At 71.2% G+C, this 23,097-nt stretch carries 25 protein-coding genes; 15 read left to right on the top strand and 10 right to left on the bottom strand.

Going from position 1 to position 23,097, the window contains the following annotated elements; translation table 11 throughout:
• Position 1: 1 nt before the first annotated feature.
• From aroQ to ACYVAQ_RS13450, 3 genes are read left to right on the top strand one after another with little or no spacing between them, the layout of a single operon-like run.
• Positions 2-445, top strand: a complete 444-nt coding sequence (aroQ, locus tag ACYVAQ_RS13460; RefSeq protein WP_460790345.1) for a type II 3-dehydroquinate dehydratase — start codon at positions 2-4, stop codon at positions 443-445.
• A complete protein-coding gene (locus ACYVAQ_RS13455; RefSeq protein ID WP_460790342.1) occupies positions 446-1,300 on the top strand; it encodes a shikimate dehydrogenase in 855 nt (284 codons plus the stop codon).
• Positions 1,300-3,105, top strand: coding sequence for a TIM barrel protein (locus tag ACYVAQ_RS13450; protein WP_460790340.1), 1,806 nt, complete (start codon positions 1,300-1,302; stop codon positions 3,103-3,105). Before ACYVAQ_RS13455 ends, ACYVAQ_RS13450 begins: the two co-directional genes overlap by 1 nt.
• Positions 3,106-3,109: 4 nt before the next feature.
• Here the strand turns inward: ACYVAQ_RS13450 and ACYVAQ_RS13445 are convergent, their stop codons facing one another.
• The 8 genes from ACYVAQ_RS13445 to ACYVAQ_RS13410 are packed head-to-tail and all read right to left on the bottom strand — an operon-like array spanning position 3,110 to position 12,151.
• On the bottom strand, positions 3,110-4,042 hold the full coding sequence (locus tag ACYVAQ_RS13445; RefSeq protein ID WP_460790338.1) for an aldo/keto reductase: 933 nt from the start codon (positions 4,040-4,042) through the stop codon (positions 3,110-3,112).
• 23 nt (positions 4,043-4,065) lie between these two features.
• A complete protein-coding gene (locus tag ACYVAQ_RS13440; RefSeq protein ID WP_460790335.1) occupies positions 4,066-5,298 on the bottom strand; it encodes a DUF4032 domain-containing protein in 1,233 nt (410 codons plus the stop codon).
• Positions 5,295-6,221, bottom strand: a complete 927-nt coding sequence (locus tag ACYVAQ_RS13435; protein ID WP_460790333.1) for a carbohydrate kinase family protein — start codon at positions 6,219-6,221, stop codon at positions 5,295-5,297. The genes ACYVAQ_RS13440 and ACYVAQ_RS13435 overlap by 4 nt, the downstream gene beginning before the upstream one ends.
• Positions 6,202-7,281 carry an ABC transporter ATP-binding protein gene (locus ACYVAQ_RS13430; protein WP_460790332.1) on the bottom strand — a complete coding sequence of 360 codons (1,080 nt, stop codon included), beginning with the start codon at positions 7,279-7,281 and terminating at the stop codon, positions 6,202-6,204. The genes ACYVAQ_RS13435 and ACYVAQ_RS13430 overlap by 20 nt, the downstream gene beginning before the upstream one ends.
• Before the next feature lie 28 nt (positions 7,282-7,309).
• A complete protein-coding gene (locus ACYVAQ_RS13425; RefSeq protein ID WP_460790330.1) occupies positions 7,310-8,149 on the bottom strand; it encodes a carbohydrate ABC transporter permease in 840 nt (279 codons plus the stop codon).
• Positions 8,146-9,141 carry a carbohydrate ABC transporter permease gene (locus tag ACYVAQ_RS13420; RefSeq protein WP_460790328.1) on the bottom strand — a complete coding sequence of 332 codons (996 nt, stop codon included), beginning with the start codon at positions 9,139-9,141 and terminating at the stop codon, positions 8,146-8,148. Before ACYVAQ_RS13420 ends, ACYVAQ_RS13425 begins: the two co-directional genes overlap by 4 nt.
• Positions 9,138-10,412 (bottom strand): ABC transporter substrate-binding protein, encoded by a 1,275-nt coding sequence (locus ACYVAQ_RS13415; protein ID WP_460790327.1) that lies wholly within the window; start codon positions 10,410-10,412, stop codon positions 9,138-9,140. Before ACYVAQ_RS13415 ends, ACYVAQ_RS13420 begins: the two co-directional genes overlap by 4 nt.
• A 38-nt stretch (positions 10,413-10,450) precedes the next feature.
• Positions 10,451-12,151, bottom strand: a complete 1,701-nt coding sequence (locus tag ACYVAQ_RS13410; protein ID WP_460790325.1) for a glycoside hydrolase family 13 protein — start codon at positions 12,149-12,151, stop codon at positions 10,451-10,453.
• Positions 12,152-12,323: 172 nt separating this feature from the next.
• Here ACYVAQ_RS13410 and ACYVAQ_RS13405 point away from each other — a divergent pair, with 172 nt between their 5' ends.
• The 3 genes from ACYVAQ_RS13405 (at position 12,324) to ACYVAQ_RS13395 (ending at position 15,202) form a co-directional block, all read left to right on the top strand.
• On the top strand, positions 12,324-13,340 hold the full coding sequence (locus tag ACYVAQ_RS13405) for a LacI family DNA-binding transcriptional regulator (RefSeq protein ID WP_460790323.1): 1,017 nt from the start codon (positions 12,324-12,326) through the stop codon (positions 13,338-13,340).
• A gap of 53 nt (positions 13,341-13,393) precedes the next feature.
• Positions 13,394-13,681 (top strand): EthD family reductase, encoded by a 288-nt coding sequence (locus ACYVAQ_RS13400; RefSeq protein WP_460790322.1) that lies wholly within the window; start codon positions 13,394-13,396, stop codon positions 13,679-13,681.
• A 183-nt stretch (positions 13,682-13,864) separates the two neighbouring features.
• A complete protein-coding gene (locus tag ACYVAQ_RS13395) occupies positions 13,865-15,202 on the top strand; it encodes an alkaline phosphatase family protein (protein WP_460790320.1) in 1,338 nt (445 codons plus the stop codon).
• A 12-nt stretch (positions 15,203-15,214) separates the two neighbouring features.
• Here the strand turns inward: ACYVAQ_RS13395 and ACYVAQ_RS13390 are convergent, their stop codons facing one another.
• On the bottom strand, positions 15,215-15,709 hold the full coding sequence (locus tag ACYVAQ_RS13390; RefSeq protein ID WP_460790318.1) for a winged helix-turn-helix transcriptional regulator: 495 nt from the start codon (positions 15,707-15,709) through the stop codon (positions 15,215-15,217).
• Between the two features lie 102 nt (positions 15,710-15,811).
• Between ACYVAQ_RS13390 and ACYVAQ_RS13385 the strand changes: the two genes are divergently transcribed.
• A complete protein-coding gene (locus ACYVAQ_RS13385; protein WP_460790315.1) occupies positions 15,812-16,978 on the top strand; it encodes a thiolase family protein in 1,167 nt (388 codons plus the stop codon).
• Between the two features lie 226 nt (positions 16,979-17,204).
• On the opposite strand, the gene ACYVAQ_RS13380 is transcribed toward ACYVAQ_RS13385, so the two are convergent.
• Positions 17,205-17,693, bottom strand: coding sequence for an SRPBCC family protein (locus ACYVAQ_RS13380; RefSeq protein ID WP_460790313.1), 489 nt, complete (start codon positions 17,691-17,693; stop codon positions 17,205-17,207).
• Between the two features lie 91 nt (positions 17,694-17,784).
• Between ACYVAQ_RS13380 and ACYVAQ_RS13375 the strand changes: the two genes are divergently transcribed.
• From ACYVAQ_RS13375 to ACYVAQ_RS13340, 8 genes are all read left to right on the top strand, one after another.
• Entirely contained in the window at positions 17,785-18,141 is a 357-nt protein-coding gene (locus tag ACYVAQ_RS13375; protein ID WP_460790310.1) for a hypothetical protein, read from the top strand.
• A 94-nt stretch (positions 18,142-18,235) separates the two neighbouring features.
• Entirely contained in the window at positions 18,236-18,412 is a 177-nt protein-coding gene (locus ACYVAQ_RS13370) for a hypothetical protein (protein WP_460790307.1), read from the top strand.
• A gap of 32 nt (positions 18,413-18,444) precedes the next feature.
• Entirely contained in the window at positions 18,445-19,512 is a 1,068-nt protein-coding gene (locus ACYVAQ_RS13365; protein WP_460790305.1) for a sterol desaturase family protein, read from the top strand.
• Positions 19,509-20,018, top strand: a complete 510-nt coding sequence (locus ACYVAQ_RS13360) for a DoxX family protein (RefSeq protein ID WP_460790303.1) — start codon at positions 19,509-19,511, stop codon at positions 20,016-20,018. The genes ACYVAQ_RS13365 and ACYVAQ_RS13360 overlap by 4 nt, the downstream gene beginning before the upstream one ends.
• Positions 20,019-20,207: 189 nt before the next feature.
• The gene (locus ACYVAQ_RS13355; RefSeq protein ID WP_460790301.1) at positions 20,208-20,390 is read left to right on the top strand and encodes a hypothetical protein; all 183 of its coding nucleotides are present in this window, start codon (positions 20,208-20,210) and stop codon (positions 20,388-20,390) included.
• A complete protein-coding gene (locus ACYVAQ_RS13350) occupies positions 20,383-21,390 on the top strand; it encodes a hypothetical protein (RefSeq protein ID WP_460790299.1) in 1,008 nt (335 codons plus the stop codon). Before ACYVAQ_RS13355 ends, ACYVAQ_RS13350 begins: the two co-directional genes overlap by 8 nt.
• Before the next feature lie 77 nt (positions 21,391-21,467).
• Positions 21,468-21,917 (top strand): SRPBCC family protein, encoded by a 450-nt coding sequence (locus ACYVAQ_RS13345; RefSeq protein WP_460790297.1) that lies wholly within the window; start codon positions 21,468-21,470, stop codon positions 21,915-21,917.
• Between the two features lies 1 nt (position 21,918).
• Positions 21,919-23,097: an alcohol dehydrogenase catalytic domain-containing protein gene (locus ACYVAQ_RS13340; protein ID WP_460790295.1), complete on the top strand. Its 1,179-nt coding sequence runs from the start codon at positions 21,919-21,921 to the stop codon at positions 23,095-23,097.

Below are 23,097 nucleotides of genomic sequence, written 5' to 3'. Positions count from 1 at the left end.
GATGCCCACCATCACCGTGCTCAACGGCCCGAACCTGAACCTCCTCGGCCGGCGCCAGCCCGACATCTACGGGCACGCGACGCTCGCGGACGTCGAGGACCTGTGCCGGCGTACCACCGACGAGGCGGGCTTCGAGCTGGACTTCCGCCAGACGAACCACGAGGGCGAGCTCGTCGAGCACGTCCACGCGGCACGCGGGTCGGCGAGCGCGGTGGTGGTGAACGCGGGTGCCTACACGCACACCTCGATCGCGCTGCACGACGCGCTCGCGACGCTCGAGGTGCCCGTCGTCGAGGTCCACCTCTCCAACATCCACGCACGCGAGGAGTTCCGGCGCACGTCGTACGTCGGACCCGTCGCGACCGCCGTCATCGCCGGCTGCGGCCCCTCCGGCTACGCCTTCGCGATCCAGCACGCCATCGAGCTCCACCACCGGGAGAACTGAATGCCCACCCCGCCCCGCCTCCGCCTCGCCCTCGTCGGTGAGGGGATCGGCCCGTCGCTGACGCCGGCCCTGCAGCGCCGCGAGGGCGCCGCGGCCGGCCTCGACCTCGACTACCACCTGATGGACGCGGCCGTCATCGGCTTCGACGCCGACGGCCTCGCCGACCTGCTCGCCACCGCACAGCGCCTCGGCTACGCCGGGCTCAACGTCACCCACCCGTTCAAGCAGGTCGTGCTGCCGCTGCTCGACGAGGTCTCCGCGGACGCCGTCGACCTCGGCGCCGTGAACACCGTCGTCTTCCGCGACGGCCGCAGCCACGGGCACAACACCGACTGGTCGGGCTGGGGTCGCGGGTTCCGCCGGGTCCTTCCCGACGCGGTCCACGACCGGGTCGTGCTGGTCGGTGCCGGCGGTGCCGGAGCCGCCGTCGGCTACGCGCTCCTCGAGCAGGGCGCCGCCCACGTCACCGTGGTCGACCTCGACGAGGAGAAGCGTGACGAGTGCGTCGTACGCCTCGGCAAGGTGTACGGCGACGAGCGGCTCTCCGTCTCCGACGACCTGGCCGACGCGCTGGCGACGGCCCAGGGGGTCGTCAACGCGACGCCGATCGGGATGTTCGGGCACGACGGCATCCCGGTGCCCGAGGAGCTGCTGCGCCCGGACCTCTGGGTGTCCGACGTCGTGTACCGGCCCCTCGAGACCCGCCTGGTCGCGGCGGCGCGCGAGCGCGGCTGCCGGGTGGTGCCCGGCGGAGGAATGGCCGTCTTCCAGGCCGTGGGGGCGTTCGAGCTGTTCACCCAGCGCCCCGCCGACCCCGAGCGGATGCTCGCGCACTTCGAGGAGCTGACGCGCTGATGCGTCACGGGATCGCGACCGTCTCGCTGTCCGGCCTGCTGACCGAGAAGCTCGACGCGATCGCGGCCGCCGGCTTCGACGGCGTCGAGATCTTCGACAACGACCTGATCGCCTCGCCCAGCAGCCCGGCGGAGATCGCCCGGCGCTGCGCGGACCTGGGGCTCACCATCGACCTCTTCCAGCCGGTGCGCGACCTGGAGGGCCTGTCCGCTGCGGCCTTCGCCGAGGCGCTGCGGCGCTTCCGGCGCAAGCTCGACGTCATGGCCCAGCTCGGGGCGACCGACGTGCTGGTCTGCTCGAACGTGCGTCCCGACGCGATCGACGACGCCGACCTGCGTGCCGCGCAGCTGCACCGGCTCGGCGAGCTCGCCGCGGAGCACGGCGTCACCATCTCGTTCGAGGCGCTGGCGTGGGGGCGGCACGTCTTCCGGCTGGCCCACTCCTGGGACGCCGTACGCCGTGCCGACCACCCCGCGGTGAAGCTCGCCGTCGACACCTTCCACATGCTCGCGCGCGGCGACGGCGGCGAGGCGCTCGCCGGCGTACCGGGGGAGCGGATCGGGTTCGTGCAGGTCGCCGACGCGCCGCTGATGGACATGAACGTGCTCGAGTGGAGCCGGCACCACCGCTGCTTCCCGGGGGAGGGCACCCTCGACGTGGCAGGCGTCGTCGCGGCCGCGGTCGACGCGGGCTACCGGGGACCCCTGTCGCTCGAGGTGTTCAGCGACGTCGTGCGCGCGGCCGACCCGGCCGAGACGGCGCGGGAGGCGATGCGCTCGCTGCACTACCTGGAGGACCGGGTGGCGGGCCGCCTGCAGGTCGCCGACCGCTCGCTCGTGTCCGTGGCGCCGCCCGCGCCCCAGCGCGTGGACGCCGCGTTCGTCGAGCTCGCCGCGCCACGGTGGAGCGCCTACCCCGCGCTGCTGGAGGCGCTCGGCTTCGAGCGGGCGGGGCGCCACCGCTCCAAGCGGGTCACCTGGTGGCGCAACGGTGGGGCGAACATCGTGGTCAACGAGAGCGGTGCGATCGAGCCGTGCCCGAGCGCGCTCGGGCTGGTCGCCGCACCCGTCGAGGGTGTCGCCGCCCGGGCCGCGGCGCTGCTGTGGCCGCCGGTCAGCCACACCCGCGCCGCCGACGAGGCGCCCCTGCCCGGCATCACCACGCCCTCGGGGCTGGAGGTCCTGCTCAGCGACGCGGCCGGCTCCCGCGGCGACTGGCAGGGCGACTTCGAGCGCGTGCCCGGAGCACCGACCGGCACCTGGCTGGGCCTCGACCACCTCAACGTGGCCATCGACGCCGGGCACCTCAACGAGGAGATCTCGTTCTTCCGCACGGTCTTCGACCTCGCGCCGGGTGCGGTCGAGGAGTTCATGGATCCCCGCGGCCGGCTGCGCAGCCGTGCCCTCCGGCCAGCCGAGGGCGACCTGCGGGTCGTCGTCAACGTCGTCGACGCGCGCTCGGCCGCCCGCAGCGGCATCACCCAGCTCGCGTTCGCATGCGGCGATCTCCGCTCCGAGGTACGCCGGCTCCGCGCCGCCGGCGTACCCCTGCTCGACGTACCGGAGAACTACTACGACGACCTCGTCGCCCGCTTCGGCCTGGACGAGGACACGGTCGAGGACCTGCGCGCCTCGGGCATCCTCTACGACCGCATCGGCGAGGGCGAGCTGCTGCATGCCTACCTCGCCGACGTGCCGGGCGGGTTCAGCATCGAGATCCTCGAGCGCCGCGGCGGGTACGACGGCTACGGCTCGGCCAACACCCACGTCCGTCTCGCCGCCCAGGCGCTGGCGGCGGCCCGGTGACGCGTCAGGGGAGCCGTTCGCCGCGCGCCGTGACCCAGAGCTCGTACCACTCCTCGTGGGTGAGGGGGGACGGCTGCGTCGCCGCGTCTCGGCACGCCGCGATGCGACCAGGGTCGGTCGTGCCGATCACGGGCACGATGCCGGCCGGGTGCTGCTGCAGCCACCACAGCAGCACGGTCTCGGCCGAGGTGCCGTAGGCGTCGGCGAGCCGACGGACGACCTGCGCGACGACCTTGTCGCCCTGCTCCGTCGGGCGACCGCTGAAGCGGCCGTTGGCCAGGGCTCCCCACGCCTGGAGCTCCACGCCGTGGGCGCGGCAAAACTCGATCGTGCCGTGCGGGAAGCCCACCTCGGCCGATGCCGGGGTGTTCACCAGCACCTCGCCCTCGAGCCAGGCGCGTCGGTGGAGGCCCATCTCCAGCTGGTTCACCACGAGCGGAGGCGCCGTGTGTGCCTGCAGGGCACCGATCTGCGCCGCACTCATGTTGGACACGCCGACGGCGAGCACCACGCCCTCGTCGTACAGCTCGTTCAGGGCGGTGCCGATCGCCTCGGGTGGGGTGAGCGGGTCGGGCCGGTGCAGCAGCAGGCTGTCCAGGCGGTCGGTGCCGAGCCGCTCCAGGCTGGCGTGCACCCGTTCCCGGATGGTGGCGGGTCGCAGGTCGTACAGCTGCGGCCGGGAGGGGCTGCCCAGGCGGATCCCGCACTTGCTCTGGATCCAGATCCGGTCCCGCAGGTCCGGTGAGCGCCGCAGCACCTCGCCGAACAGCGTCTCCGCCGTGCCGTGCCCGTAGATGTCCGCGTGGTCGAAGCGCGTGATGCCGGCCTCGAGGGCGGCCGCGACGGCGGCCTCGGCCCGCGCCAGGTCGGCCGCGTCCGGTGTCGCCCCGTCCCAGCGGCCGAGTCCCATGCAGCCGTAGATCATCCTGGTGCGCACGTGCTCCACCCTGCCAGGTCGCGTCACGTCTCCCTGCTCCCTTCCTTCGGGATGCGCCGGATGGCGCCAGCGGGCAACCCGGGCAGGACGACCTCGAAGTAGTCGCGAGCCGCCTCGGACGTGCTCACGTCCCGACCCGCACGCTCCGACAGGAACCAGCGATGCTCCAGGACCTCGTGGAAGACCTCCGGCTCGTCGCGCTTGTCGCGCAGGGTCTCGGGGATGACGGACACGACGGGCTGATAGCACTCGGCGAGCCACTGCGAGGCTGCTTCCGCTTCGGAGACCGGTCGATCCGTGCGTTGCTCGAGCCAGGCGCGGAAGCTCGCGATGTCGGCGAGGAGGCGGCGGGCCTGCCGGTCCTGTACGACCAGGCCGGTGCGGCTGCGGAGCTGTCGCTGCCAGCGACCGGGATCGGCGACCCGCGTGCGGAGCCGGAGCTTCGACCCGTCGTCGGCCGGCATCAGCTCCACCTCGTCGACATCGAAGCCGAGCTCCTCGATCCGTCGTACGCGCTCGCCGATCAGGTAGCGCTGCTCGCCACGGGCGATCACCTCGTCGCGGGTGATCTCGCACCAGAGCGCGTGGTAGCGCGCGACGACGGCGTCCGCGGTGTCCAGGGGGTCGATGGCGTCGTCGAGGAGCCCGCCCGACTCGAGGTCGAGCAGCTCGCCTCCGATGCGCTCGTAGGCGTTGTCGAGGTCGAGCTGACGCTGGCCGTCGGTCAGGTGGGCGTGGTGCTCCATCGTCTCGGCGTCGACGAGGTAGGCCTCCAGGTCGCCCGCGTCGAGCTTGAAGAGGGTGTTGGACAGCGAGCAGTCGCCCCACATGTAGCCGGCCAAGTGCAGGCGCACCAGGAGCTCGACCATCGCGCCGATGAGGGAGTCGAACTGGGGTCCGGCCTGGATCGTGCTGAGCAGCCGGCGGTACGTCGCCGAGTACGCCAGGAAACGCGTGATGACGATGGAGTCCTGTCCGACGCGGTCCACGCAGGCACCGACGGCCTCGACCGCCGGGATGCTGTCGGCGGCCAGGGCGCGCAACAGGCTGTACTCGCGCAGCACGAGCTCGAGGGGCAGCTCCTTGAGCACGAAGGTGCCGCCCGGGGTCTCGACGAACCGGACGACGTGGCGATGGATGCCGGCCGTAGGCACCTCGACGAGCGTGGGGACGTCCCACTCCGCGAGCGGGACCGACCACGGGAGGTCGAGCAGGTCGGTCGCGCTGTCGGCGGGAGGGTTGAACACGAACCTCATGGGGACGCGAGTGCCTCACGCCTGGGCGGGTCCGCCCCGGGCCGGGAGACGGTGACGGCCGCACAGCGCGCGGCGAACCCCACCAGCTCTGCGATCGCCTCCTCCGTGAGCGAGTGGAGGGCCCAGGCGCGGTCACGCCCCAGCACCCCGGCGTCGGAGAGTGCGGCGAGGAGTCCTGCCATGAAGGAGTCCCCGGCCCCGATCGTGTCGACCACGCGGGTGGGCAGGGCCGGTACGTCGACGCTGGTGCCGGTGGAGCCGACGGCGTACGCACCGCCGGCTCCCGACGTGACGACGACCAGGGCGGGTCCCATGCCCGACCAGCGGCGTGCGACAGCCGTGGGGGCGCAGCCGGGGAAGAGCCACTGCACGTCCTCGTCGCTCGCCTTCACGACATCGGCGCGGCGTACCAGGGACTCCACGTTGTCCCGCGCCGCCCCACGGTCGCCCATCAGCCGAGGACGGACGTTGGGGTCGTAGGAGATCGTGGCGCAGGGGCGGAGCGCGTCGAGGAGGTCTCGCACCGGGCCGGCACCCGGTTCGAGGACAGACGCGATCGAGCCGGTGTGGACGAGCGCCGGCGTGCCCGATGGCGCCTCGCCGACCGCCCACCGGATGTCGAAGTCGTACGTCGCCGCGCCGTCGCTCCCGATGGTCGCGACGGCGGTGGACGTCGGGCCGGCGGTGATCGACGACGGGGTGAGCCTGACCTCGTTCTCGTCGAGGTGGTCGGTGATGAGATCGGCGTGCTCGTCGTCACCGATGTGGCTGTGGAGGAGCACCGGCACGTCGAGCCGGCTCAGCCCGACCGCGACGTTCAACGGGCTGCCACCGACGGAGGAGACCGGCGGACGGTCCGGCCGTCGGATCAGGTCGATCAGCGCTTCGCCGACGACGAGTGCCTCAGGCGGAGAGGCGCTCACCGGTGGCCTTGTCAAAGACGTGGACGGCTGCGGGGTCGGTGGTGACGTGGAGGAGGTCGCCCTTGGCCGTGGTGTCCCGGCCGGGCACCCGGACGATCACGTCGTGCGGGGTCCCCTGCGCCTCGCAGGTGCCGTAGACGTAGGCGTCGGCGCCCAGCTCCTCGATGACGTTCACGACGACGGGGAGCCCCTCGCCCGGACCGACCAGGCGCCAGCTCTCCGGACGGACACCGACGACCACCTCACCCGACATGGCCCGCGCGGCGGTCGGGTCGACCGGGACGGCGAAGTCACCGACCTGCACCCCGCCGGCCGTGGCGGTACCGGTGAGCAGGTTCATCTGCGGCGAGCCGATGAACCCGGCGACGAAGAGGTTGGCCGGCTTGTCGTAGAGCGCCAGCGGGGTGTCGACCTGCTGGATGACGCCGTCCTTCATGACCGCGACCCGATCGCCCATGGTCATCGCCTCGACCTGGTCGTGGGTGACGTAGACGGTCGTCACGCCGAGCTCCCGCTGCAGCCGGGCGATGTCGGTGCGCGTCTGCACGCGCATCTTCGCGTCCAGGTTGGAGAGCGGCTCGTCCATGCAGAAGACCTGGGGCTTGCGGACGATCGCTCGCCCCATGGCGACCCGCTGCCGCTGGCCACCGGAGAGCGACTTGGGCTTGCGGTCGAGGTAGTCGGTCAGCGACAGCAGCTCGGCGGCCTCGCGCACCCGGCGGTTCCGCTCCTCCGTCGGCACCTTCGCCATCTTCAGGGCGAAGCCCATGTTGTCCGCCACGGTCATGTGCGGGTACAGCGCATAGCTCTGGAACACCATGGCGATGTCGCGCTCCTTGGGCTCCAGCCCGGTCACGTCCCGCTCGCCGATGTGGATCGTGCCCGCGTCGACCTCCTCGAGGCCGGCCAGCATGCGCAGGGTGGTGGACTTGCCACACCCCGACGGCCCGACGAGGACCATGAACTCGCCGTCCTCGATGTCCAGGTCGATGCCGGGCACCGCCGGCTTCTCCGTGCCGGCGTACCACCGTTGGGTTCCGGCGAAAGTCACTCGTGCCACTGTGTGTTCTCCTAGCTTGTTGTCGCGGTCAGCCCTTGACGCCGCCGGCCGTGAGGCCGTCGACGATGCGCCGCTGGAAGGCGAGGACCATGAGGATGAGGGGGATGGTCACGACCGTGCCGGCGGCCATGACGGCGGCGTACGGCTCGACGTGGGGCGTCGACCCGGCGAAGCCGGCGATGGCGACGGTGACCGGTGCGGTCTTGTCGTTGCTGAGCTGGCTCGCGATCAGGAACTCGTTCCACGACGCGATGAACGCGAGGATCGCCGTGGTGACGACGCCGGGAGCCGCCAGCGGCAGCATGATCTTGGTGAAGGCCTGACGCTTGGTCGCGCCGTCGATCCGCGCGGCCTCCTCGAGCTCCCACGGCATCTGTCGGAAGAAGGCCGACAGGGTGTAGATCGTGAGCGGCAGGACGAAGGAGATGTCGGGGATGATCATCGCCTGGTAGCTGCCGAACCAGCCGATGTTGCGGAACAGCTGGAAGAGCGGCGTGACCAGGGCAACCCCGGGGAACATCGACGCGGCCAGGATGATCGTCAGGATCAACCGCTTTCCGGGGAAGGTCATGCGCGCCAGCGCGTACGCCGTGAAGACCCCGACGACCAGCCCGATGCTCGTGGTGGCGACGCCGATGAGGACGCTGTTCGCCAGCGCGCGGCCGAAGTGGTTCTGGCTGGTGTCGAACACCGCGCGGAAGTTGTCCCACGTGACGTGCGTCGGCCAGGGCGTCGAGCTGAAGGTGAACTGCACGTCGCGGAACGCGGTGACGATCATCCAGTAGAAGGGCGCCAGCCCCCACACCAGGATGAGCGCGATGCCCAGGTAGGTGCGCACGCTCCGCAGACGCGTCCGGGTGGCGGTCATCGGGTCTCCTCCTCGGCTCCGGTCGCGTTCGCTCCGAGGAACTTCACGAACACGAAGGCCACCACGAAGATGAAGACGAAGGTCAGCGTCGACAGGGCGGCCGCGCTGTTGAAGCCGTTGCGGACCTGGTTGACGACCAGGATCGACAGCGTCGTGGTGGCGTGCCCGCTCCCCGTGCCACCGCCGGTCATGATGTAGGGCAGGTCGAACATGCGGAGCACGTCGAGGGTGCGGAACAGGAGCGCGACGACGATCGCGGGCCGGGCCAGCGGCACGGTGATGGCCCAGAACTGCTGCCACCTCGTGGCGCCGTCCACCCGCGCGGCCTCGTACACGTCCGAGGGGATCATCTGGAGTCCGGCGAGGATCAGCAGCGCCATGAACGGGGTGGTCTTCCAGACGTCGGAGACGATGATCGCCGTTCGTGCTGCCCACGCGTCGCCGAACCAGATGACGTGGGCGTGCAGCACCCGGTTCGCGATGCCCTCGTAGCTGAAGATGAAGTACCAGAGCTTGGCGGTGACTGCGGTCGGGATGGCCCAGGGGACGAGCACGGCGGCGCGCACCAGGCTGCGGCCGCGGTAGCTGCCGTTCATGATCGTGGCGAACCAGAAGCCGAGGACCAGCTCGATCGCCACTGAGACGACGGTGAAGAAGATGGTGATGCCGACGACGTTCCAGAAGGCCGAGCCGGGGTTGCCCGGCGGGCACGAGGCGCCGCCGCACCGCTGGAACAGCCAGTGGGTGAAGTTCTGGAACCCGGCGAAGCCGCCCGGCACGAAGAAGCCGGCGGAGTCCAGGTGTGGGTCGTTCTGGAACGACATGTAGACGGCCCGGCAGACGGGGTAGCCGATGACGACGGCGAGCACCGCCATGGCCGGCGAGATGAGCAGGAACGCGCGGCGACGCTCGTGCGGGTCCAGGGACCGGGCCCCGGACCGGCGGCGCAGGGAGCGCCTCCGGTCCGAGGTCGGCGCGGCGTCGGCGCTCACTGGCTCGACGCTGCCTTGATCGCAGCGGACATGTCGGCGACCGCCTGCGGCACGGGCTTGCTGCCGGTGATGGCTGCGTACGCGTTGTCCTGGATGGCGAGCGTGACGCCGGGGTAGAACGGCGTGATCGGGCGCGGGACGGCGTGCTCGATCGAGGTCAGCAGCGTGGGCAGGTAGGGGTACTTCGCGACGAGCGCCGGCTTGGTGTAGACGTCGGCCCGCACGGGTGCGAGCGAACCCTTCTCCATGAACGCGGTCTGGGCCTCCTCGGACTCCATGTACTTGATGAAGTCGAGGGCCGTCGCCTTGTGGTCGGAGTAGGCGCTGATGGCGAGGTTGTGACCACCCAGGGTGGAGGCCCCCGGACCGTCGAAGCCGGGCAGCGGTGCGACCGCGAACTTGCCCTTCACCTTCGAGCTCGCGTCACCCGAGGCGAGGCTGTAGACGTAGGGCCAGTTCCGCAAGAACAAGAGGTGGCCGGACTCGAACGACTGCCGCCCCTCCTCCTCGGAGTAGGTGATCGCCGCCTTCGGGATGTCGCCGTCCTTGTACGCGTCGGCCAGCACGCTGAGGCCCTTGATCGCCTCCGGGCTGTCCACCGTCGGCGTCTTCCCGTCCGGTCCGACCACCGAGGCGCCGGCGCTGTTGATGGCCTCGGTCGCGTTGACGGTCAGGCCCTCGTACTTGTTGAACTGGCCGGCGTAGCAGTCGATGCCTGCCTTCTTCGCGATGCCGCAGTCCGCGAACAGCTCGGACCAGGTCTTCGGCGGGCTCTTCACCAGGTCGGTGCGGTAGTAGAGCATGCCGCCGTCGCTGGTCGCCGGTGCGGCGTACTGGGTGCCGTTGTACTGGCCGGCCTTGACCGCTGCCGGGAGCAGGCCGTTCGTGTCGAGGGCCAGCGGGCCCGTCAGCGGCTGGAGGTAGCCCTTGGCGGCGAACTCAGCTGTCCAGACCACGTCGACCGAGACGACGTCGTAGCCGGGGTTCTTCGCATCGAGGTTGCGCACGATGTCGTCGTGCTGCTGGTCCGCGATCGCGGTCTGCTCCTTCAGCGTGACCTTCTCGTCGGGGTGCATCGCGTTCCACTTCGCGATGATGCCGCGCGTGGCATTGTCGTTGACCTTGCCCTGGACGTACGTGATCGGGCCACGGTCGGACAGGTGCTGGGAGAAGGCATCGTTGGCGGAGCCTCCGCCGCTGCCGCAGGCGGCGAGCGGGAGGGCGCAGAGGCTGAGCGCGGCGAGCGAGACGGCGGTGCGGGAGTGATGCATGGAACTTCCTTCTGTGGGGGACGGCGTGAGGAGGGTGGTCAGGGTCGGCGCAGCCAGACGGCGGCGGCCGGGGCGAGCGAGTCCGGGTCGGCGCCGGGCGTCGAGGCGACGAGGACCTCGCCCGGGGGCAGGGGGATGGGCGTGGTTCCGGTGTTGAGCCAGACCTCGACGTCCCCGTGCCGGAAGGCGGCGACGCTGTCGGACGTGTACACCCACGCGAAGCCGTCGGCACCCACGATGTGCGAGCGTCGGAGGCGAAGGGCGCGACGGTAGAGGTTGAGCACCGAGTCCGGGTCCCGCTCCTGGTCGGCGGCGTTGTACGCCGACCAGCCGGCCGGCTGCGGAAGCCAGGGCTCGCCGGCGGCCCCGGCAGGGCTGAAGCCGGCGGAAGCACCGTCGCCACCCCACGGCAGGGGGACGCGACATCCGTCGCGGCCCGGGTCGCCGTTGGTGTTCTGGAACCAGGTCGGGTCCTGGCGGGCCTCGTCGGGAAGGTGCTCGACCTCGGGAAGGCCGAGCTCCTCGCCCTGGTAGAGGTAGACGGTGCCGGGCAGGCCCAGGACGAAGATCGCAGCGGCGCGGGCGCGGCGCTCGCCCAGGGCGAGGTCGACCGGCTCCGTCGCCCACCGCAGCCGGTCCCACGTCGACTCGACCATGTGCTCGGGCTGGGAGCGGGCGTAGCGCGTGAGGTGGCGCGGGACGTCGTGGTTCGACAGCACCCACGTGCTGGTGCCGCCGGCAGCGGCGGTCGCTGCCAGCGCGTCGTCGACGACACCCTTCATGTAGCCGGCACGGAACGGTGCCCGCAGGAAGTCGAACTGGAAGGCCGTGTGCAGCTCGTCGTGGCGCAGGTACGCCGCGAGACGCTCGTTGTCCCGCACCCACGCCTCGGCCACGAAGACCCGGTCCGGTCCGTAGGCGTCGGCGACCCGACGCCAGCCGCGGTAGATCTCGTGGACGCCCTCGTTGTCCCACGCCGGATGCGGCTCGTTGTGCGGCGCGGCCGGGTCGTGGACACCGACGTCGGGCAGACCGTCCTGCTTGACCAGGCCGTGGGCGACGTCGATGCGGAACCCGTCGACGCCCCGGTCGAACCAGAACCGCAGGATGTCCTCGAACTCGGCGCGGACCTCCGGGTTGTTCCAGTCGAGGTCGGGCTGGGCGGGGGCGAACAGGTGGAGGTACCACTCCGCCGCGCTGCCGTCGGTGTCAGGCACACGGGCCCAGGCCGGGCCGCCGAAGATGCTCTCCCAGTTGTTGGGCGGCAGCTCGCCGTGCTCGCCTCGTCCCGGCCGGAAGACGTAGCGGGACCGGGCCTGCTCGTCGCCGGCCAGCGCGGCCCGGAACCACGCGTGCTGGTCGGAGGTGTGGTTGGGGACGATGTCGAGGATGACGCGGATGCCGGCGGCATGGGCCTCGGCGAGCAGCTGGTCAGCCTCCTCGAGGGTCCCGTAGGCGGGCTCGATGTCGCGGTAGTCGGCCACGTCGTACCCGGCGTCGGCCTGCGGTGACGGGTACCAGGGGTTGATCCAGATGGCGTCGACACCCAGCTCGGCCAGGTAGGGGATCCGGGCACGGACACCGGCGATGTCGCCGATGCCGTCCCCGGAGCCGTCGGCGAAGGACCGGATGTAGACCTGGTAGACCACCGCGTCCGTCCACCAGGGCGTCGGCCGGGCGGCAGCCGTGCTGTGCGACGTCCTGGCGAGGCTGTCGACGTCGGGCTCGTTGTGCAGCAAGAGAGGCACCCTTCTGAGAGGTGAGGGACATCACGCAAACGTTTGCAGCAAACGTTTGCGTGAGATCGTGACGGCTGCCACACTGGGCTGTCAACCCCCTGGCCCGAGATTCCTCCGGTGGCACGGAGTCGAGGTGCCGGCGGACGAGGCGGGAGTGGCTACCTTGGGGCGCGTGCAGAACCGGACTGAGATCAACATGGCCGACGTCGCGCGTCGGGCAGAGGTCTCCGTGGCGACCGTCTCGCGCGCACTTCGCGGGCTGCCGGGTGTCGGGGAGGAGACGCGGGCGCGCATCCAGCGGATCGCCGACGAGCTCGCGTACGTCATCTCCCCGGAGGCATCGCGGCTGTCCGGCGGCCAGACGCGACGGGTCGGCGTCGTCGTACCGGCCGCGGAGGTGTGGTTCTATGGCGAGATGCTCGCCGCGATCGAGAGTCGGCTCCGTGCCGCGGACCTCGACGTCCTGATCTACCAGGTCAAGGACGCCGAGGTGAGGAAGCGGTTCTTCCGCGAGCTCCCCACGCGACGGAAGGTGGATGCCGTCATCCTGATCGCGCTGCCCCTGCCGGCCGAGGAGGCCGGCCGGCTCGACGACCTCGGGGTCGAGGTGGTCGTCGCGGGCGGCCGCATCCGCGACTTCCCGCACGTCGAGGTCGACGACCGGGCGATCGCGCAGACCGCGGTCGACCACCTCGTCGGGCTCGGGCACGAACGCATCGCACTCATCCGGGCGACGAATTACGGCGAGGTGCACTGGGACCCGGACGTGCAACGGCTCGAGGGTTACCAGCGGGGACTCGAGGCTGCCGGCATCGCTGCCCGGGACGACTACGTCGTGTCGGTGCCCTTCACGCCGACCTTCGGCGCCGAGGGTGCCGAGCGGCTGCTGTCCTCGGCCGAGCCGCCGACCGCCATCGTGTGCTTCTCCGACGAGATCGCCTTCGGTGCGCTGCAGGCGGCGCGGCGGCTCGGCCTTCGCGTCCCGGAGGACGTCTCGATCGTCGGCATCGACGACCACCCGTTGGCCGAGCTCATGGGCCTGACGACGGTTCGCCAGGAGGTCGCCCGGCAGGGGGAGCTCGCCGCCGAAATGGTGCTGAAGCGTCTGGCGCGAGGACCGGTCGAGGACGAGCTTGTCGCCCATGAGCTGGTCGTCCGCTCCTCGAGTGGAGCGCCGCCGTCTCGGTGAGAGAAGGCTGTCGTCCCGTCGACCGACACAGGATCTGCAGAAGGAAGTGAGCGATGTACCGACTGACCGTGGAGTACGACGAGCCGGCCGACAAGGAGGCCTTCGAGCGCCGCTACACCGACGAGCACGTGCCCCTGGTCAAGGCCGTGCCCGGGCTGGACAGGTTCCAGCTCAGCCACCCGCAGGGCGGTACGCCGTACCTCGTCGCCGAGCTGATCTGGCCGAGCGAGGCCGCCTTCCAGGCCTCGGCCGCGACCCCCGAGATGGCAGCGACCCAGCAGCACGCCGCGGGCTGCGGTACGACGTTCCGGGTCTACGCCGGCGAGGTCGCCGAGGCCTGACCGCGCGCGGCGGCGTCGGGGCGGGTGCCGATCACCGGCCCGGCCGCTCCGACCAGCGCGTCCTGATCACGCGTCGTTCGGCCGGTCGTCCGGCACCGTTCCGCCGCTGTTCGGGTGGAGGCGATGGAGTGGCCCAGATCATTCGTCTCCGAAAGAGGTGCAGCGGTGCGTAGGTTCCCGATCGTGACGGCAGGACTCGCGGCCGCGGCCGCGGCAGCGCTCGGACTGGGTGCGCCCGGGTTCGCCGGCACGCAGACCCCCGGCTCGCCGTCGGTGACCGGCGGTGTGGTCAAGCACGTGCTGGTGATCGACCTGGAGAACGAGGACTTCGACGACTCGTTCGGGCCGAGCTCGCCGGCGACGTACCTCAACAAGGTGCTGGTGCCCCAGGGTCAGCTGCTGACCAGCTACTACGCCACCGGCCACTTCAGCACCGACAACTACCTCGCGCAGATCTCGGGCCAGGCGCCGAACAAGGCCTCGGGCAACGACTGCATCACGAACACGACCACCTTCGCCTCGACCTACACCGACGTCACCCCGGGTACGCTCGACCCGGACCAGGCGACGTACCCCGGTCAGGTCGACGGCAGCGGGTGCGTCTACCCGGCCTCGGTGCAGACGATCGGTGGACAGCTCGACGCCCAGGCCAACCAGAACGCCCGCGGTTCCAAGGCGATCACCTGGCGGGAGTACGCCGAGGACATGGGCAACGACCCCGCCCGCGACTTCGGCACCCCGGACCTCCTCGGCGGCACCGACTGCGCCCACCCGGCCACCAACGGCACCTTCCCCAACCACGCCACGACCACGGACCAGTACGCGATCCGCCACGTCCCCGCCCTGTTCTTCCACTCGGTCATCGACGACCAGGCCTACTGCGACCAGCACGTTGTGCCGCTCGGCACGGTCAAGGTCGGCGCGGCCGGTGACACCTTCTCCGGGCACCTCGCGCAGGACCTCTCCCGGCTGAGCACCACGCCGCAGTTCTCCTTCGTGACGCCCAACGTCTGCACCGACGGCCACGACGCCACCTGTGTCGGCACGAACACCGAAGGCACCCACGTGGGCGGCCTGGTGGGGGCCGACCTGTGGCTGAAGCACTGGATGCCGCTGATCCTCGGCTCGCCGGCGTACCGTAGCGGTCAGATGCTGGTGGTCGTGACCTTCGACGAGGCGTCGCCCGACGACACCTCGGCGTGCTGCGGCGAGCAGGCGGGCCCGGACAACGCGAACCCCGGCTACCCGCCGCTCGACGCCCTCTTCAGCCACCTCCCCGCGCCGACGGCGCCCGGTCAGTACCCGGGCGGCGGCCGCGTCGGCGCGGTCCTGATCCAGGCGGGCAGCGTCAACCCGACGCCGTACAACCACTACTCGGCGCTGCGCAGCTACGAGGACCTCCTCGGCATCACGACCGGTGGCTCGGACGGCCACGGCCACCTCGGGTTCGCGGGTCAGGCGGGTCTTCGCCCGTTCGGTGCCGACGTGTTCGACAAGGCCGCCCCGAGCGCCCGCAGCTGAGGCCGTCCGCCGCTAGGGCCGGCGCCGGCCCGTCGTACCGCTCGGCCTGCGCAGGCGGACCTCGACGTCGTCCTCGGTGACCTCGTGGCCCGCCGCGCAGGCGACCGTGACCTGGACGGGCTCGGCGCAACCGGCATGGGCGAGCTCGAGCTGGTCGGAGCCGTCGGCGTGCTTCTGGCCCCACGCGAACAGGCCGATGACCACAGGCATCAGGTCGACGCCGGCCGCGGTGAGGACGTACTCGTCGCGGGTGCGCGCGCCGTCGTCCTGGTAGGGCCTGCGCTCGAGCAGACCGGCCTCGGTGAGGTTGCGGAGGTGGGTCGCTGCCGTCGCCGGTGCGACGCCGATCCGCGTGACGAAGTCGTCGAACCGGCGCGTGCCGTAGTGCGCCTCACGCATCAGCAGCATCGCCGGACGGGCGCCGACCACGCCCATCGCCTTCTCGATCGGGCAGCGGCCGACGGGGGACCACGTCGAGCGGTCGTCGAGCGGTGCCTGCAGCTGCATTGTCACCCACCTCACCTTCAACTGACTTCAGGAATCGATAGCCAGAGTGTAGCGTTCCGGATCTGGCTTCAAAATGTTGAGTCAGCACTCGAGGAGGACATCATGAACGCAGCAGTCATCGTCGACGCCGTCCGCACGCCGCTCGCCAAGGGCAAGCCCGGTGGCGCGTACGCCGACATCCATCCCGTCGACCTCCATGCCCACGCCCTGCGAGCGCTCGTCGACCGCACCGGCATCGACCCGGCCGTGATCGACGACGTCATCTCCGGCGCCGTCGGCCAGATCGGGGAGCAGTCCGGCAACGCCGCGCGGTGGGCGCTCCTCGCCGCGGGCTACCCGGAGACGGTCCCCGGTGTGACCGTCGACCGCCAGTGCGGCAGCAGCCAGCAGGCGCTCCACTTCGCGGCCCAGGGCGTCATGGCCGGCGCGTACGACGTGGCGGTGGCCTCGGGCATCGAGTCGATGAGCCGGATCCCGATCGGCAGCCAGTTCGTCGGCAAGGACTTCTTCGGCCCGTCGGTGAACGATCGCTACGCGGGACGGCTGGTGCCGCAGGGCATCAGCGCCGAGCTGATCGCGAACAAGTGGGGCCTGTCGCGCACCCGGCTGGACGAGTACTCCGCGATGTCGCACGAGCGGGCCGCACGGGCCTGGAAGGACGGCCTGATCGACAGCCAGGTCACCTTCGTCAACGACCTGCGCACCGACGAGACCATCCGTCCGGGCACCACCGCGGAGGTCCTCTCCGGTCTACGACCGGCATTCTGGAGCGAGGACTGGGCTGCGGCGTACCCGGAGATCGACTGGCGCATCACCGCCGGCAACAGCTCGCCGGTCAACGACGGCGCGTCCGCCGTCCTCGTGACCTCGGAGGACGCGGCAACCCGGCTCGGCCTCACGCCGCGGGCGCGGGTGCACTCCTTCGCCGTCGTCGGCGACGACCCGGTCTTCATGCTCACCGGCATCATCCCCGCGACGCAGAAGGTGCTGCAGCGTGCCGGCCTGACGCTCGCTGACATCGACGCCTTCGAGGTCAACGAGGCCTTCGCGTCGGTCGTCCTCGCGTGGCAGAAGGAGACCGGAGCCGACCTCGACAAGGTCAACATCAACGGTGGCGCCATCGCGATCGGGCACCCGCTCGGCGCGTCCGGTGGCCGGCTCGCCACCAGCCTGGTCAACGTCCTCGAGCAGCGCGGGGGCCGCTACGGCCTGCAGGTGATGTGCGAGGCCGGCGGCCTGGCCAACGCGACGATCATCGAACGTCTCTGACGGCAGTCCGGCTGTCGAGGCGTTGCGCGCCCGACCTTCGGATCGGGCGCGCCTGCCTCGGGCCGGTTCTGTCGTGCCGTTGCGATCCGCGTGAACGCGGAACAAGCTCGGTCCATGAGGACCGATGCGGAGTCCCACGCGCTGGAGGCGGTGCAGCCGGAGCTGGGGCGGGCGCGGGACCGCGCTGCGCGTCGCCATCCGACGCGTGGACCTGCGGCCGTGACGGTCAGGCCGTGCTGCGGCCGGGCTCGGCCACCTCGGCTGCCAGGTAGCTCAGGGCTTTGAGCGCCCATGACGGCCACAGGCAGGCGAAGACATAGACCGCCGGAACCACGGGCCGGCTTCGGGGGTGGATCGTCCACTGCCACGTCACCTCGGTGCCGCCTGCGACGGGCACCAGGTCGACCTTGCCCTCGACCTGGCGGATCAAGGGCGCCAGCAACCCGGTCATCGAGCTCAGCACGTACCCGAACGACTTCGGTCGCTCGACGTGCACGACCTCAGCGATCGCGGTGCCACCGTGGAGGACCATCGTTCGCTTCCGGCCGACGCTGTTCCACTCGCCGTCGTCGTAGATGACCCGCCGGATCGGCGGAATCACCCAGTACCACCGGCGATAGATGTGGTCGAGCGGCAGCTCGGGGAGCATCCCGAACGGCACGTCCGCGGGAGCTGGAACGAACGTCGACTGTCGCGCCACCAGGGGCTTGACCATGGCGCGAGCGTACGCCGGGTGCGCGGGCGAGACCACCGGCGTGGAGTGAAATCGCTGGCCGTCGACGGGGGATCGACCTAGGTTGTGCCGCATGCAGCAGTACGGGGGCCGGACGAAGCGGCTGCCGGCTCCGCAGTGGGTGGTGTGGGAGTCGCTGACCGAGCCGCACGCACCGCGCGCCCGACCGTGGCTGAACCTTCGGCGCGGCGAGGTCGAGCCGACGGTCCTGGAGGCGGTGCGCCCGGACCGCGTCGTCTGGTCGTCGTTGTGGCCCGACCGGCCCCGGGACCGGGTGGTGTTCGAGCTCTCCGGCGCCCGCGACGACACGCGGCTCAGGTTCACCCTGCTGACGCCGGATGCTCCGCCCGACGAGAGCACGGCCGCATCCCTGGGCAAGCGGATGAGCCACCTGATCTTCGCCGACCTGCGGTTCTCCTACGGACAGTGACCTACGGGCGCGATCTGAACCATTCTCGGGGTGTCGTCGTGTCTTTCGGTGAGGCACCCGCCCGGGGGTCTCGTCACCGGAGATGAGGTTCCAGATGTCAACGACCCATGCACGGAAGATGATCCTGGGCGCGGCGACAGCCGCCGCCGTACTGACGCTCGCCACCGGGTGTGGCGGCTCGACGGCCAAGGACCAGACGCCCGGCGGGCAGCCGTCCGGCGCGACGACCCCGGCCACGTCGGCACCCGGAGGCGGCGGCGCAGCGTTCTGATCGGCGTCCACTCAGGGAAGGTGGTGCAGGAGATGGTGCAGGAGACCTTTGACGTCGCGACGCCGCTCCCCGAGGTGACCGATCCCCGACCAGCCGTCCGGGCCTGGCGTCGGCTCTCGTCGTTCGTCTACGTCCCGGCCCTGCTGATCCCGGTGGCAGGGGTGCTCCTGGTCGGGATCGGCTGGGCGACGCGGTGGGGTGGGGCAGCGTTCGCCAGCTCGATGACGGACCTCCGCGTCGAGACGATCGGCCCGACGGCGTCCGCGTTGATCGTGCTGTTCCTCGTGGCCGAGCGGGTGCGCCCGGCGCAGGAGCGACCGCTCGTGGCCCGTGGTCACCGCCATGACCTGTTGTACGCCGTGCTGTACGTCGTGGTCGTCGTACCGCTCGTGACCGCGTTGACCCTGGGCCTGGCCGACATCACCCGACACCTCGCCCCCTGGGTGATCCTGCCCCGGCTCGGCGTGGTCCCGCGCTGGGCCGTGGTCCTCGTGATCCTGGTGGGGATGGACTTCTTCAACTGGCTGGTGCACCTGGCCAACCACCGTGTGCGGGTGCTGTGGCGCTTCCACGAGCTGCACCACTCCCAGGAGGACATGAACGTCCTCACCGTGTTCCGGACCCACCCGCTCATCCACGTCTCGTACCTGCTGGCCGTGATCCCGGCTCTCGTGCTGCTCGCCAACGGCGAGCTGCCGACGCTGCTGCTGGTCTTCTACGGCGGCGCGGTGGCGTTCGCCCACTCCAACACCGACCTCGGCTTCGGCCCGCTCGACCGGGTGTTCGTGAGCCCGAACTACCACCGCATCCACCACCGCGTGACCGGCGCACAGGACGTCAACCTCGGCTTCACGCTGACGATCTGGGACCAGCTCACGCACCGGGCGATCTTCCCCACGCCGGAGACCATCAGGGCCGACACCGGGCTGGCGCAGCGCCCGCTGCGCGTCGAGCAGGACGAGGACGGAGCGCACCACCTCAGCGTATTCACCGCCCAGATGCTCGGGCCGTTCCGGCCCATGAAGGAGCCGGTCACGCTCCCGTCCGTCAAGGAGCCCCCACCGAACATGACGGACGACCGACCCGAGGGTCGGTGGTGAGCGTGGCCGGCTCGCAGCCCAGCGCCGCGCGGTGGGCGCGCACGCTCCTCGGGACCACCTCGTCCGGTACGCCGGTGGACGTCGCTCTCCTCGTGGTGCGGGTCGTCCTGGCGTGGACCTTCGTCTACTACGGCGCCGCCAAGCTGTTCGGCGCGTTCCCCGGTGAGGGCGGCCCGCACGGCATCCACGAGACCGCGGTCTTCATGGCCCAGGGGGCGCACCTCCACCCGGGCACGCTCTTCGCCGTCCTGGCCGGCGTGACCGAGCTCGGCGGCGGCATCGCGATGGCGCTCGGCCTGTTCACGCGCCTGGCCGGGCTGGCGCTCGTCGGCGACATGGTGATGGCGATGATCACCGTCACCGGCGCGGAGGGCTTCAACCCGACCGGGTCCGGCACCGGGTACCAGCTGAACCTGGCCATCGCCGGCCTGGCGCTCGCCGCGGCGCTCATCGGCGCGGGTCGGTTCAGCCTCGACGCGCGCATCGCGCAGGCACTGGAGCGGTGACGACCGCGCCGATCTGGGTACTGGGCCTCTAGCCGGCAGCACCGCGCCGGCCGAGGCCCGCAGGGATTGCCGACGAAACAGCCGCCACCGCGGCGACCGGTTCGACTCCGGTCTGGGCCGCCGAACCCGGCGCGACCGATGGGCTGCAACTTCCGGCGCCACCCGCGCGTCCCAGGCAGCATGAGTGACGTGAGGAGCGGTGCGGAGCCGCCGGCCGGGGCGGTCGTGGAGCACGTCGAGCCGCTCCGGGGCGGTCCGTCGATGAGGGTGTGGCTGTTCTGGGGGCTGGTGTTCCTCGCGGCCCTGATCACGGTCTTCGTGATCCTCATGAACTCCTCGGCGGGCGCCGCCGGTGACTGCGGTGGTGGCTGACACCGCCGCGCCGCCGCTGCTGCGTCCGACGCGGTGGTGGTTGGGCGCGACCACGGCGCTGACGCTGGTGCCGCTCGTGCTGGCGATCGCGCTCGCGCCGGCGCCGGGAGCGCGCCCGGGACCGGCCCTCGTGTGGCTGCTGTTCGTCGGGTCGTCGGCCCACGTCGGCGCGACCGGCTGGTTCTTCACGGTTCCGGAGGTGCGGGCGCACGCCCGTCGGCACCGCGGTCGGTATGTCGTCGCGCCGACGCTCCTCGTCCTCGGCACCGCCGTCGCCGCCGTGGTCGCGCCGCCCTCGTGGTTCGTCGACGCGCTGCTGGTCTACTTCGGTTGGCAGTTCCTCCACTTCCAGAAGCAGAACCTCGGCATCGCGGCGCTGGCTGCGCGCTCGCTGCGCGCGCCCGCGCTCGCGACGGCCGAACGACGCGCCCTCGTCGGGGCGGGATGCGGCGGGATCCTCGCGCTGGTGGGCCATCCCGCGCTCCTGCGGCTGGAGCCGGACCTCCGTCTGCACGGGCTCGTCGTGGCGGGTGCGGTGCTGTTCCTGGGCAGCGTGGTGGCTGGGCTGGTGGCGGTCGGGCGCCGTCCGCCTGCGGCCCGGCCGGGTGCCTACGTGGTGGTGTACCTGTCGTCGCTGGTCTTCTTCGCGCCGGTGTTCCTGTTCTCCTCGCCGTACGCCGCCGTGGCCGGCCTCACCATCGCCCACGGGCTGCAGTACCTGCTGCTGCTCGGCATGCTCGCGGGGGCTCCGGTCGAGTCCGCGACGGGACCCCGGCTCGGCGTGCTCGTCCTCGTCAACATCGCGCTCGTGGGCGGGCTCCTGCTCAACCAGGCCTCCCACCTGCACACCGCGCACGGCCCGGCTCGCGCGCTCTACGGCGCGTACCTCGGCCTGGTCATGGCCCACTTCGTGGTCGACACCGGGTTGTGGCGGCTGCGGGACGAGTTCCCGCGCGCCTTCCTGACGCGCCGGCTGCCGTACCTGCTGCAACAGCGCTGAGGCTGGGAACCGTTTGCGATCAGGACTCCGGGGCACGGGGGACCGACAGCAACGATCAACGAGCAGGGGAGTCCTTCGTGAGCACGATCCAGCAGTCCGTCGACGTCCATGTGCCCGTCCGCGTCGCCTACGACCAGTGGACGCAGTTCGAGTCGTTCCCGAACTTCATGACCGGCGTGGAGTCCGTCACCCAGCTCGACGACACGCACAACCACTGGGTGACCAACATCGCCGGGGTGACCCGCGAGTTCGACACCGAGATCACCGAGCAGCACCCCGACGAACGGATCGCCTGGCGCAGCACCACCGGCGACAGCAAGCACGCCGGCGTCGTCACCTTCCACAAGCTCGACGACCGCACCACGCGGGCGATGATCCAGATCGACTGGGAGCCCTCCGACCTCGTCGAGAAGGTCGGCTCGGCCGTCAAGGTCGACGAGCGGCAGGTGAAGAAGGACGCCGAGCGCTTCCGGGACTTCATCGAGTCCCGCGGTGCCGCCACCGGCGGCTGGCGCGGCGACGTCTGACATGCGCGCCGTCACCTGGCAGGGCCAGCGCAAGATCTCCGTGGAGACCGTCCCGGACCCCGTCATCAAGGAGCCCAACGACGTGATCATCAAGATCACCTCGTCCGGGCTCTGCGGGTCCGACCTCCACCTCTACGAGGCGCTCGGGCCGTTCATGACCCCCGGCGACATCGTCGGCCACGAGCCGATGGGTGTCGTCGAGGAGGTCGGCCCGGGCGCCCAGAACCTCGCCGTGGGCGATCGCGTCGTCGTACCGTTCCAGATCGCGTGCGGGCACTGCTTCATGTGCGAGCGGGGACTGCACACCCAGTGCGAGACCACGCAGGTGCGTGAGCACGGCACCGGCGCCGCGCTCTTCGGCTACAGCAAGCTGTACGGCGCGGTCGACGGCGCCCAGGCCGAGTACCTCCGCGTCCCGCACGGCGACTTCGGCCCGATCAAGGTGCCCGAGGGGCCACCGGACGACCGCTTCCTCTTCCTCTCCGACGTGCTGCCCACCGCCTGGCAGGCCGTGGCGTACGCCGACGTCCCCGACGGCGGCACGCTCCTGGTGCTCGGTCTCGGGCCGATCGGCGACATGGCGACCCGGATCGGCCTGCACCGCGGCTACCGGGTCATCGGCGTCGACATGGTGGACGAGCGGCTGGCCCGGGCCTCGGCCAACGGGGTCGAGACGATCGACCTGCGCCACGTCGACGACGTGGTCGAGGAGGTGCGCAGCCGGACCTTCGGCCGTGGCGCCGACTCGGTCGTGGACGCCGTCGGCATGGAGGCCCACGGGTCGCCGATCGCCTCGCTCGCGCAGAAGGCCACCACGCTGATGCCGAAGGGCTTGGCGGCCGCGCTGATGCAGCGGGCTGGGGTCGACCGGATGGCCGCCCTGCACACCGCCATCGAGGCGGTACGCCGCGGCGGGACCGTCTCCCTCTCCGGTGTGTACGGCGGCCAGACCGACCCGCTGCCGATGATGACGATGTTCGACAAGCAGGTGACCCTGCGGATGGGTCAGGCCAACGTGCACCGCTGGCTGCCCGACGTGATGCCGCTGGTCGCCGACGAGGACGTGCTCGGGGTCGAGTCGTTCGCCACCCACCACGTCCCGCTCGAGGAGGCGCCGGCGGCGTACCGGGACTTCCAGGGCAAGGCGAACGGGACGGTGAAGGTGGTCTTCCGGCCCTGA

Source organism: Nocardioides maradonensis, from assembly GCF_054777115.1.
The sequence above is the reverse complement of the archived record's forward strand: the minus strand, read 5'-3'. Positions and strand labels throughout refer to the sequence as shown.